The organism is Maribacter spongiicola, assembly GCF_004364165.1.
Lineage (GTDB): Bacteria > Bacteroidota > Bacteroidia > Flavobacteriales > Flavobacteriaceae > Maribacter > Maribacter spongiicola.
Genome location: NZ_SOAY01000017.1, coordinates 34,021 through 46,134, shown reverse-complemented (window position 1 = coordinate 46,134; position 12,114 = coordinate 34,021). Strand labels below are relative to the sequence as shown.

The 12,114-nt window shown below is 35.2% G+C and carries 15 protein-coding genes; 1 reads left to right on the top strand and 14 read right to left on the bottom strand.

Annotated features, from left to right (window positions below; translation table 11 throughout):
- Positions 1–42 precede the first annotated feature (42 nt).
- On the top strand, positions 43–645 hold the full coding sequence (locus CLV90_RS18460) for a nitroreductase family protein (protein ID WP_133688990.1): 603 nt from the start codon (positions 43–45) through the stop codon (positions 643–645).
- Positions 646–656: 11 nt separating this feature from the next.
- Here CLV90_RS18460 and CLV90_RS18455 read toward each other — a convergent pair whose 3' ends face one another.
- From CLV90_RS18455 to recR, 14 genes are all read right to left on the bottom strand, one after another.
- Entirely contained in the window at positions 657–1,502 is an 846-nt protein-coding gene (locus CLV90_RS18455) for a metallophosphoesterase (protein ID WP_133688989.1), read from the bottom strand.
- Between the two features lie 15 nt (positions 1,503–1,517).
- Complete coding sequence (locus tag CLV90_RS18450; protein WP_133688988.1) at positions 1,518–3,197, bottom strand: amidase family protein; 1,680 nt, start codon at positions 3,195–3,197, stop codon at positions 1,518–1,520.
- Between the two features lie 4 nt (positions 3,198–3,201).
- A complete protein-coding gene (locus CLV90_RS18445; protein ID WP_133688987.1) occupies positions 3,202–4,026 on the bottom strand; it encodes a DUF2911 domain-containing protein in 825 nt (274 codons plus the stop codon).
- A 59-nt stretch (positions 4,027–4,085) separates the two neighbouring features.
- A complete protein-coding gene (gene ftsY / locus CLV90_RS18440) occupies positions 4,086–5,042 on the bottom strand; it encodes a signal recognition particle-docking protein FtsY (RefSeq protein ID WP_133688986.1) in 957 nt (318 codons plus the stop codon).
- A gap of 86 nt (positions 5,043–5,128) precedes the next feature.
- Positions 5,129–5,281, bottom strand: a complete 153-nt coding sequence (locus CLV90_RS18435; RefSeq protein WP_073245811.1) for a DUF4295 domain-containing protein — start codon at positions 5,279–5,281, stop codon at positions 5,129–5,131.
- Between the two features lie 36 nt (positions 5,282–5,317).
- Positions 5,318–5,500 carry a 50S ribosomal protein L33 gene (gene rpmG / locus CLV90_RS18430; RefSeq protein ID WP_027067805.1) on the bottom strand — a complete coding sequence of 61 codons (183 nt, stop codon included), beginning with the start codon at positions 5,498–5,500 and terminating at the stop codon, positions 5,318–5,320.
- Between the two features lie 21 nt (positions 5,501–5,521).
- Positions 5,522–5,761 carry a 50S ribosomal protein L28 gene (rpmB, locus tag CLV90_RS18425; RefSeq protein ID WP_079512565.1) on the bottom strand — a complete coding sequence of 80 codons (240 nt, stop codon included), beginning with the start codon at positions 5,759–5,761 and terminating at the stop codon, positions 5,522–5,524.
- Positions 5,762–5,830: 69 nt separating this feature from the next.
- On the bottom strand, positions 5,831–7,081 hold the full coding sequence (locus CLV90_RS18420) for a competence/damage-inducible protein A (protein ID WP_133688985.1): 1,251 nt from the start codon (positions 7,079–7,081) through the stop codon (positions 5,831–5,833).
- The gene (locus CLV90_RS18415; RefSeq protein ID WP_133688984.1) at positions 7,081–7,419 is read right to left on the bottom strand and encodes an Hpt domain-containing protein; all 339 of its coding nucleotides are present in this window, start codon (positions 7,417–7,419) and stop codon (positions 7,081–7,083) included. Before CLV90_RS18415 ends, CLV90_RS18420 begins: the two co-directional genes overlap by 1 nt.
- Positions 7,419–8,030 carry a fumarylacetoacetate hydrolase family protein gene (locus tag CLV90_RS18410; RefSeq protein ID WP_133688983.1) on the bottom strand — a complete coding sequence of 204 codons (612 nt, stop codon included), beginning with the start codon at positions 8,028–8,030 and terminating at the stop codon, positions 7,419–7,421. The genes CLV90_RS18415 and CLV90_RS18410 overlap by 1 nt, the downstream gene beginning before the upstream one ends.
- Positions 8,031–8,037: 7 nt before the next feature.
- Positions 8,038–8,952: a carboxypeptidase-like regulatory domain-containing protein gene (locus tag CLV90_RS18405; protein WP_133688982.1), complete on the bottom strand. Its 915-nt coding sequence runs from the start codon at positions 8,950–8,952 to the stop codon at positions 8,038–8,040.
- 3 nt (positions 8,953–8,955) lie between these two features.
- Positions 8,956–9,732 carry a 3'-5' exonuclease gene (locus tag CLV90_RS18400; protein WP_133688981.1) on the bottom strand — a complete coding sequence of 259 codons (777 nt, stop codon included), beginning with the start codon at positions 9,730–9,732 and terminating at the stop codon, positions 8,956–8,958.
- Between the two features lie 237 nt (positions 9,733–9,969).
- On the bottom strand, positions 9,970–11,334 hold the full coding sequence (locus tag CLV90_RS18395) for a dihydrolipoamide acetyltransferase family protein (protein WP_133688980.1): 1,365 nt from the start codon (positions 11,332–11,334) through the stop codon (positions 9,970–9,972).
- A gap of 91 nt (positions 11,335–11,425) precedes the next feature.
- Positions 11,426–12,046, bottom strand: a complete 621-nt coding sequence (gene recR / locus CLV90_RS18390) for a recombination mediator RecR (RefSeq protein WP_133688979.1) — start codon at positions 12,044–12,046, stop codon at positions 11,426–11,428.
- Positions 12,047–12,114: the final 68 nt, after the last annotated feature.

Genomic DNA, 12,114 nt, shown 5'->3' with positions numbered 1-12,114 from the left:
TTTTAGAAAATAAGTATCCTTACTTTTGCATAAAATTGTAAAATGGATTTTAGAAGTATTGCAGAAAAAAGATACACTACCCAAAAATATGATGTTTCTAGAAAAATCTCAAATGCAGATATTGAAGATTTAAAGGATATTTTAAAACTAAGTCCGTCTTCTATAAACAGTCAACCTTGGTTGTTCACCTTCGTTTCCAATGAACAGGTAAAAAATGACTTAGCTGATGCTTCATATTCTAATGCCCCTAAAATAAAAAATGCCAGCCATTTGGTCGTTTTTAGTGTAATGGATAATCTTGAAGAGTTTGAAAAACGTGTTGAAGAAAATTTACTTGAAAACTCTATTAAGTTTTACAAGCAATACATAAAAACGCAATCAAAAGAGAAAACGGTTAACTGGTTATCTCATCAAGTGTACATTACGTTAGGATTCTTTTTGGCCGCATGTGCATCTATGGAAATAGACTCGACTCCTATGGAAGGTATCGATGTTGCAAAATATAAGAACATACTTAAGATTAAAAATCACAAGGTTTTATTTTCAGTGGCAATTGGCTACCGCGATGAAAATGATACTACACAACCCAATTTAATAGGTAAATCTAGATTGGCTGCAGATACTGTAATTCAATCAATTGATTAGTCCAAAGCTATTTAAACTTCTTTCGTAAGCTCAAACACCGTAATTTCTGGTCTTACATTGAAGCGTACTTGTCGCAGACACCCCAGAGCACTATTAATATAAAGCGTTCTACCGTCTTTTAAATCTTTGATACCCGCATCGTAATTTTTATTTTTTACCGGTAATATTAATGCAGGTAGAAAAGGTGGTTTTACTTGTCCGCCATGGGTATGACCAGAGAGTATCCAGCCTTCAAAATTATTCCAAACTGGCAAATCGCATACATCAGGATTGTGACAAAGGGTGATATTTGCTTTCTCAGGATTATATTTTCCAGTAGCTTTTTCAGGATAAAAATTACTTCCCCAAAAATCATCCATCCCCAAAAAATTGAGTCCGTTAATTTCCACTGCATCATTACGTAACATGGTCACCCCTACATCTTCTAGACTCTTCGTGATTTTTTGAGCGACATCATCTTCTACAAAATCGATTCCGTAGTCGTGATTTCCTAAAATACCAATAGTACCCAAAGATCCTTTAACTACATTTTGTAAAACATCTTGCAATTGGCTTATTTGTTCATCATCTTCATAGGTTACGTAATCTCCCGTATATACCACAAAATCTGGATGCAATTCTTGGGCTTCTTTAAATGAATCTATGATGTATTGATAATCAAAAGAATTACCAATATGAACATCGCTTATTTGCATTACTGTTTTACCAACGAGTGAATCTGGCAAGTTCTTCAAAGGCATTTTTACATGAACAAACTGCATCCAAAACGGTTCTATTTGCCAACTGTACAAACCTGTTACCAAACCTAGCCCAGCTACCCACCGAAAAGTCTTTTTAAAAAAGCTCCGTCTTTTCATTTTAAGTAATCAAATTTAGTTTTGATAGTCTTTAGACATTACTCGTTTATGAAAATTATCTTCATATGATTTACCTATTCTTAATAAATGTGCCTCTGAAAACTGTTTTCCTATGAATGTCAAACTTATTGGTTCACCAGATGCTTTATATCCCATTGGTATTGTCAGAGCAGGGTACTTGGCAACCGCAGCGTAACCGGCGTGATAATTATTAATAGATAACACAGCATCTAGTTTGTACTCATCCATCGCTGTATCGAAGAAAGTGCGTCCATTTTTTTCAAGATTAGATTTAATTTCTTCTAGCTCGGCAGTTGTGGTAGTATCTGATAATATTCCTTCAAATAATGCCTGCCCGTAGGGAATTCTAACCAGCGAATCTGCATTATTAAAAGAAACAGCATCTGCAATAGAACTAATTTTTACAAATTCAGGATTAGTTTCATTCTTTAAATACGACTTTAAATCGTTTCTCATATCAATATTGAGTATACTTAAAAAACCATTCATAGCAACTTCTGGTGGTGTAAACACTATTATGGTTGCCCCTGCCTCTTTTAAATCTTTTATGGTCTGCTTGTAAATACTATCGGTCTCCATCAGCTCTTTTATTGCACCCAATCTCATTTCAGAAAACGGTTCTGGATGCAAGCCTGCAGATAATATTCCTGGAAAATTATCTTCAACAGAAGCCGAATCAAACTCATCAAAACCTAACATGGCAGATAACAAAATGGCATTATCCTTTACATTTTTGGTCATTGGGCCCGGAGTATCTAAAGTGCTTGAAATAGGAACGATACCTGACCTACTCAACAAACCTATCGTTGGTTTTAAACCCACGACAGAGTTTTGACTACTTGGTGATAAAATAGACCCAGAGGTTTCTGTACCTACTGCAGCAACTGCATAATTGGCAGCTACCGAAGTACCACTACCTGAACTAGAACCGCCTGTTTCAAAGATTCTTCGCCCGTACGGATTAAGAGTTTGACCACCATATGCACTATACCCTACTGGGCAACCTGAACATAAAAAATATGCCCATTCACTTAAATTGACCTTCCCTAAAATTAAGGCTCCGTTCTTTTTTAATTGCTGAACTATAAATGAATCATCTACTTCATTATCCATTAGCGCAATTGAACCAGCAGTGGTTTTCATGCCTTTGGTATTAATGTTGTCTTTCAACAAAATAGGCATACCATAAATTGGATGTTGCGTTTGAGCCGCTATTCCCTTTTCATTTTCCCTATCTAATTCTCGTGCCTGCTCAACCACATCTTTATTTAGCGCTATTATGGTATTTAAAGTTGTCTCATTATTCAACTCATACTTATAAATACGATATAAATAAAACAATACCAGATTTTCATAGCTAAGCCTACCTTCTTTGATATGATTACGAATAACAAAAATATCTTGCTCCAAAATCATAGGAAGCAATTTTTGATACTCCGCTTGCGTAAGCTTAGAAACTTCCTCATATAGCGGTCGAAACACATCATTTTTATCTAACACCTTAGATTGTGTTAACTTGTATTGCATACGACCATTTTCGTGATCGGCGTTCGCTGCAACTTCAATAGAATCATTATATGGTGTCCAAAGAATTACTTCCTCCTTTTTTGCGTCTTGCTCATTTTTACAAGCACTTAACATAATGATGACCAATAATAAAAGATGCTTTTTCATACGGTTATTTATTTTTTTTGCGAAGGGATTTCCAATTGCTAATAGTATTCTGATTTAGGCGAACAAATTCATCTTTACCCTCTATTTCAGACAACTTCAAAGATATTTCAGCTGCTGCAATAGCTTCATCATATCTCAATAAATCTGCTAAAATCAATGATTTCACTCTATAAAAATAGTATGTATCACCTCCTTTTTCTATAGCCTCCTCAACATGCCCAAGGGCTTTTTCTCGATGAATATCTTGCTCTTGATAATATCGTGCAATTTCGTAATAGGTTTGTGGTGTGGGTGAGTTAGCTAGTCTTTCATCAATCTGCAATTGCATTATTGACTTGGTATCAAAAAACATAGGAACGGACACTTGCGTTGTACCCCAATTTAAATTCATTACTGCACCGTTGTGATCAAGACCATCAAACGAAATCAAAAAACTTTCTTGAAAATCTTGTGTTTGCGTAGCTGCTACCAGAATACGTAAAGCATCTTCATCTAGATTGTAATTTGTACGACCGTCTCCCCAATGTGTAGTATTATTATGAAAAATAACTTGCCACTCCTTCTCTTCTGGAAAAGTATATAAAGCATAAGTACCTTTTGAGAGTAGGTGATCGGTAATTAAAACATCGTTGCTAAATGTAATCTTGGTAGATTCATTGGCACCTACGCGCCAAATACGACCATAAGGTACTAAACCAGATTCCCCATTTAGTTGATTACCAAACAAAACTCTACCCTTAGCAGATGGTCTTGAATATGCTATGGTGATTTTTGAAAGCCCGACTTCTTGCTCAATCTTAGAAAACGGACTAGCTTTTGGGTGGTTCATTTGCCCCCAACTCAGATTACATAATAAAAGAGGAAGTATGAACCAGGTATATCGCAATTTTAAATTTTAAAGAATGAATCTACGAACTCGTGCTTATTAAATGCCTGTAAATCTTCAATACCCTCGCCAACACCAATATACTTTACCGGTATTTTAAACTGATCAGAAATACCTATAACCACACCGCCTTTAGCAGTACCATCTAATTTTGTAATAGCCAAAGCTGTTACCTCGGTTGCTTTTGTAAATTGTTTTGCTTGCTCGAAGGCGTTTTGACCCGTAGAACCATCTAGCACCAACAATACCTCATGTGGAGTATCATCTACTACTTTCTGCATTACACGTTTTACCTTGGTCAGCTCATTCATTAAATTGACTTTGTTATGTAATCTACCCGCGGTATCTATAATTACAACATCTGCATCTTGCTTAACGGCAGAACTCAACGTATCAAAAGCTACAGATGCAGGATCACTACCCATTTGTTGCTTTACTATAGGTACATCTACACGGTCTGCCCATACTTGTAATTGATCAATTGCCGCCGCCCTAAATGTATCGGCCGCACCCAAAACAACTTTTAATCCTTGGTTTTTAAATCGATATGCCAATTTACCAATAGTGGTTGTTTTACCTACCCCGTTTACCCCAACCACCATAATTACATATGGTTTTTTGCCTTTAGGTATTTGAAGATCTATATCGTCTGTAGTATTGGTTTCAGATAATAGACCTGCTATTTCTTCTCTTAGAATAGTATTCAGTTCATCAGTACCCACATATTTATCACGCGATACCCTTGCCTCTATTCTTTTAATAATTTTTAAAGTAGTATCTACCCCTACATCTGAAGAAACTAAAACTTCTTCAAGATTATCTAGTACGTCATCATCTACTTTAGACTTACCGGCAACAGCTTTTCCCAACTTAGAAAAGAAGCTGGATTTTGTTTTTTCTAAACCTTTATCTAAGGTTTCCTTTTTTTGAGAAGAAAATATTTTTTTAAATAAGCTCATTGTTCATCATATGGTTATTCAAATATAAAAATTAAAAAGCCCCTTTCGTAGGAAAGGGGCTTAATAACTACTAAAAGTAATTTTTCTTATTTTTTGGCAATCCAAGCATCAACCATTTCTGGTGCCATTACTTGCTCAACAAAAACGTAAGCACCTGATTTTGGTGACTTAACCATTTTTATTGCCTTTGTCAATCTTTTAGAACTTGTTTGTAAACTTGCTACGGTCTTCTTAGCCATGACTTATTTTTTTAGTGATTTTCTTAAAAGAAAAATTTATTTAATTTCTTTATGAAGGGTCATTCTCTTAAGAATAGGATTGAATTTTTTAATTTCCAATCTCTCAGGAGTGTTCTTCTTATTCTTGGTAGTAATATATCTTGAAGTACCTGGTTGACCAGATTCTTTATGCTCAGTGCATTCTAATATAACTTGTATTCTATTACCTTTCTTTGCCATCTTATCGCTCTATTTTCCAGATTACTTAATAACTAATCCTTTTGCTTTTGCTTCCTTTAAAACAGCAGATATACCTTTCTTATTGATACTTTTTAAAGCTCTTGTAGAAACTTTAAGCGTTATCCAACGGTCTTCTTCTGGAATGTAAAAACGTTTTTTAGATAGATTTACATCAAATCTTCTTCTAGTTTTATTAATGGAAAACGATACGTTGTTTCCAAACATCGCCTTCTTACCCGTAATTTCACAAACTTTTGACATCGTGCTGACTTTTTCTTTTAAACAGGGTGCAAATTTATATCTTTTTTATCTTTCCAACAACAATAAACATCACATTTTTAAAATTTCTTTTTGAAGCAGCTCAAAAGCCTTATTTACAGACTTTTCCACAACCCGCTCACGGGTGCTTCCCATTTGAAATTCTTGTACAAATTTCACCTTCGGTGCATCTATTGCAATAAATACAGTTCCTACCTTGACATTTGAATCGCCTTTTGTAGGTCCTGCATTACCTGTTGTGGCTATCGCAAAATCGGTTTTCATCAATTCTTTTGCTCCTTTTGCCATTGCTGTTGCCACTTCTGCACTTACTACAGAATGTTGCTCTATTAATTCTTTAGGCACCTTAAGCACATTTATTTTAGCTTCGGTAGCATAGCTGACCACCGTACCTTTAAAGTAGTTTGAGGCACCCGGGATCGATGTTATTCTTTCCGCAATTGTACCCCCGGTAAAACTCTCGGCAGTTGACAGGGTTAAATTTTTCTCTGTCAATAATTTCGCGACAATTTCTTCTAAACTTTCATCATCTTCTAATCCGTATACAATATCTTTTATCAAAGGGTGTAATTTATCAGACTCGGCATTCATGGCAGCCGCCAATTCATCATAATTAGGTCCTTTACCCGATAATCGCAACCGTACCTTACCCAAATTAGGTAAGTATGCCAATTTAATGTTGGAAGGTAAATTATCTTCCCAAGCTTCAATTCTAGCGGCAATTGCACTTTCACCTAAACCATAGGTTATTATGGTTCTATGAATAATATGCGGTCTTTTATAATAAGCTGCCAATTTAGGAATTACAGATTCCGTCATTAAGTACTTCATCTCAAAAGGCACGCCAGGCATTGAAACAAATGTTACTCCATTTTGTCTGATCAACATACCAGGTGCAGTACCGTTCGCATTATGCAAAACCTCGGCCTTACTTGGTACCAAAGCCTGCATTCTATTAATATCTGATATTGGGGTGTTGCTTATGTATTTAGCAAACAGTTCTTCTACATGTGTTAATACTTCTGCATTCTCAATAAGTTCGTCATTGAAAAATTCGCACAGTGTGTGTTTGGTAATATCATCTTTCGTCGGTCCCAGACCACCTGTAATTAAAACAACATCTACACGTTCTGATGCATCTTTAAAAGCCTTTAAGATATGTTCACGCTCATCTTGTATCGAAGTAATCTGATATACCGAAATACCAATTTTATTCAGCTCTTTACTTATAAATGCGGAGTTGGTATCAATAACTTGACCGATGAGAATTTCATCGCCAATGGTAATTATTTCAGCTAGCATTATAAGTGAAAGTCGTTTTTTAACTCTGCTACAACCTGTTTGATATCAGTCTTTAGCAATGGAAATCTTTTCTCTATCTCTGCCATATTAGCCTCTTGCTTACCCAAAGTTTCTAGCTCTAAGGCTATGGCGCGGGTTTGCTCCATTCCGAGTAAATCTACATTTGGCTTAATCTTATGCGCAAGTTTATATACTTGATCATGATCTTTTTCTTGCAGGGCTTTTTCTAAAGCTTCTAAATCTTCAGGTACCTCTTCCAAAAAAACAGCTATAACAGAATTTATAAAATCCTGATCACCTTCTGCCATCTCATTAATCTTATCCAGGTTATAAATCATTATTTAATTTTTAAGGTAAAAAGCTCTCTATTTTCTAAACTACCTGTAAGATAGTCATTTGGACTTATCTTGCCAACACCGGCAGGTGTTCCAGTAAAGATAATATCTCCTTTTTTCAACATAAAGAACGTTGAAACATAGGCGATTATTTCATCTATCTTCCAAAGCATAAAACTGGTATTGCCTTCTTGAACAACCTCATCGTTCTTTAACAGCTTAAAATTGAGATTATTTACATCTTTAAAATCAGTCTTTGGCAACCACTCGCCTATTACGGCGGCACCATCAAAACCTTTGGCTTTCTCCCAAGGTAGACCCTTTTCTTTTAATTTAGACTGTAGATCTCTTGCTGTAAAATCTATTCCCAGACCTATCTCATCATAATAGGTTGGTGCAAATTCTTTGCTAATATGCTTACCTACTTTTTTGATTTTTACCAAAACCTCAACTTCATAATGTACATCATTTGAGAATTCGGGAATATAGAAATCTTGCTGTTTTGGCAAAACCGAAGAATCTGGTTTTATAAAAACCACCGGCTCTTCAGGTCTTTCGTTCTTAAGCTCATCGATATGTGCAGTGTAATTTCTGCCAATACATATAATCTTCATACTTTTTTTATCTTTTCTTTGAAAATTTAAGACTTATAGCAGGTATCAAATTCTCATTATTACCTGGTGCTTTTATTGCAAAATCTGTCCATTCGCCCATACCATAAACCATCGTTTTAAAATTCTGGTTTTTTTGATAAACTGCAGCAAATGTAGGCGCAAAACGGTCTTCTACGACGTTCTTATTCGTAATAGGATGCTTATAGGTATTTTTGTACCAGTTATACGGAAGAAATATCCATTCTAACCCCACATATATACCTTCGTCAGGTATTCTAATGTTCATGCTCGATAAGTCAATAGAAACATAATCTTCTGTTTTTGAACTTTCTAAAATGATACTTTTTCGAATGATATCATTACTTGGTTTACGTGTCTCTTTATCTACATCATACAAACGAAGTCTAAATTTTGACGACTCTCTCTTAAACTGACTATTTTGCTGAACGTGTATAGTAATTTTCTCTAAATACTTTTTGGCAGCGCCAATATTTGGGAAGTATAACGCCAATACCCATGGAGTCTCTGCTGACGAAAAACCACTTTTAATACTATATGAACTAACTGGATTCAATACCTGCGAATCTCCTAAGCTCTGAACAACGACCACCTCTTCAAGCTCAAAAGTTTCCTCTTGCATATATATCTTCTTTTTCTCTTTAATAACCCTCGCCGGCATAATAGTATCTTTAAAACCTAACGCTGATACATGCACATCTCGCTCTAGATAATCTTTGGGAACATCGATATAAAAATACCCATCTTCATCACTTGAAGTTCCTTTTAAGGTCTTTAAAAAACTAATATTGGCATACGGTACAGCCATTTTTGTTTTATTATCATATACATAACCTTCAACCAAAACTTCTTGCGCATGACTTAAGCCCATCATCAAAAGAAATACTACTAAAAAAATACGCATTTTTTACCCTAATTTATTATTGAGTTTGCTCAATTTAATTTGAGTAAGAATTTTTTTTGTGTACAATGGAAAATCGGCATTTAACATCCACCCGAAATACCCTGGTTCATTTTCTAAAACGGCATGAACCTTTTTGCCTTTATGCTTACCAAAAGAGAATACTTCTTCCCCTTCTTCATCCATAGCTATAAAACCTGCGAAATCTACCGATTGCTTTCTTCTTGAGAATTCCGAAAGTTTTTTGACATTATTTTCAAGATCTGGGTATCTATCTAATTGAGAAAGCAATACTTCATACGTAGCATTGGTATCTGCCGCTGCACTATGCGCATCGGTTAAATCTTTATCACAATAGAATTTATAAGCTGCTTCTAACGTACGTTTTTCCATCTTATGAAAAATGGTCTGTACATCTACAGATACCGTATTTTTCATATCGAAATCGATATCTGCACGTAATAATTCTTCTGCCAATAAGGGAATATCGAATCGATCGGAATTGAATCCGCCTAAATCACTATCCTTTATAATCTTATAAATTTCTTTGGAAAGTTCTTTAAAAGTTGGTTCGTTGGCAACCTTTTCATTCGTAATACCATGAACGGCAATTACCTCTTCCGGTATTACCATTTCAGGATTAACAAGCCAAGTTTTACTTTCTTTGTTTCCGTTAGGGTATACCTTTAGTATCGCAATTTCTACAATACGATCTTTTGCTACATTGACCCCAGTTGTCTCTAAATCAAAGAAGCAAATGGGTCTGGTAAGCTTTAATTCCATAGGTTTTCTACTTTTAACAAAGATACCCTTTCGTTTTTTAGACACATATAATTACTCGCTATTAATTTTTTACCTCGAAATAAAAATCTAAAATGCTTTCAAAAAATTTAATACAACTAAATATATCAAAACATCATTAAATTACTTTTCAAAGATTTAAAAACCAATATAGTAGACAAAAAAAGTCCGACAATACATGGTATATCGTCGAACTTTTAACTATTGTTTTTTATACATCTAAATTTCTCGGTTTACATCCCACCCTTCAAGATAGTCGGCTACAGCTTTTGCGAACATACTACCTAAAGCACCATTTACAACTCTATGATCATAACTATGCGATAAATACATTTTACTACGAATACCAATAAAATCTCCTTCAGGTGTCTCAATTACTGACGGTATTTTTCTTATAGCACCTAACGCCAAAATACCTACTTGTGGCTGATTAATAATCGGTGTACCAAATACACTACCAAATGTACCTACATTAGTAACGGTATACGTTCCACCCTGAACTTCATCTGGCTTTAAAGCGTTATTTCTTGAACGATTTGCCAAGTCGTTTATAACTTTGGCCATGCCCACCAAATTAAGTTGATCTGCATTTTTGATAACAGGAACTATTAAATTACCATCTGGCAATGCAGCCGCCATACCTATATTAATATTCTTCTTTTTAATTACGGTATCGCCGTCTACGGAAACATTCATCATTGGATATTTCTTTAAAGCCTTAGCCACCGCCTCCATAAAAATTGGAGTAAAAGTAAGTTTTTCACCTTCTCTTTTAAAGAACGCGTCTTTTAGTTTGTTACGCCAATTAACGATATTGGTGACATCAACCTCTATAAAACTTTGAACATGTGCAGATGTAGAAACACTATCTGTCATATGCTTAGCAATCAATTTGCCCATTCGTGACATTGGTATAACCTCATCGCCACTAGATATTGGCATTTTAGGTTTTTCGGGCGAAGGTGTATCTGCTTTAGCAACCGGCGAAGCAGGTACGCTATCTTGCACATCTACTTTAACAGGTGTCCCAACTTGTTCTACCGGCTTGGTAACTCCCGTTTTAACGAAGCTCAATATATCATCTTTGGTAACCCTACCATCTTTACCTGTGCCAGGTATAGTTTCTAATACATCGAAAGAAATACCCTCTTCTTTAGCTATGTTTTTAACTAACGGAGAATAAAAACGATCAGAGGCCCCACTTAAATGAACTGTTGAAGTTTCTGCCCTAGCTTGAACTACAGCCGATTCAGCTACAGCAACCATTTCTTCAAGAACTGGCTCTGGTGCTTGCTCCTCTACCTCATTGACCGTATTCGAAACATCTGGTACATCTTCATCATCACCAACTTGTATGATGGCCACGGTTTGCCCCACTTTGACAATATCATCAATATTGAAACATTTTTCAATTAAAATGCCATCTACCTCGCTCGGCACCTCACTATCAACTTTATCTGTAGCAATTTCAAAAATGGCCTCGTCCATTTCAATCGTATCACCTACCTCTTTTAACCATGACGTTAATGTTGCTTCTGCAACACTCTCTCCCATACGTGGTAGTTTCAATTCAAATTTTGACATATCGATAATTTAAAGCTTGTTTTGTTTATATTTTTTGCAAAAATAATAAAATAAATACCTTTTTATTGACATTTACTTGAAATTCAAAAAACTAATCTTGTCGAAAAGAACCTTCAAACGGCACTCTATTCAAAATACTTCTTCCTAAAGTAACCTCATCAGCATATTCTAATTCATCGCCAACGGCTATACCTCTGGCAATTGTAGAGGTTTTTACAGCTATGCCTTCTATTTGTCTATAGATATAAAAATTGGTGGTATCCCCTTCCATAGTAGAGCTTAATGCAAAAATTAACTCTTTTATGACGCCTTTTTTAACTTTATCTACTAAGGTTCCTATTTTCAAATTCTGAGGACCAATGCCTTCCATAGGTGATATTTTACCTCCAAGTACATGATACTTTCCTCTAAATTGACCTGTATTTTCAATAGCCATAACATCTCTAATATCTTCTACAACACATACTACTGCATCATCTCTTTTAGGGTTGGCACATATTTCACATATTGTGGTATCTGAAATATTATGGCAATTTTCGCAAAACTGTATTTTACTTCTCAAATCTACTAAAGATGTAGAAAGATTTTCTGTACGTTGTTCTGGCTGCTTCAATAAATGCAAAACCAAACGTAATGCGGTTCGCTTACCAATACCTGGCAACTGCGAAACTTCGTATACTGCGTTTTCTAATAATTTTGATGAAAAATCCATAGGCTTAATTCGGTATAAATTTACAACTAAACTTGAAAAGCATACCTCACTGTTTTCACAAAATTATT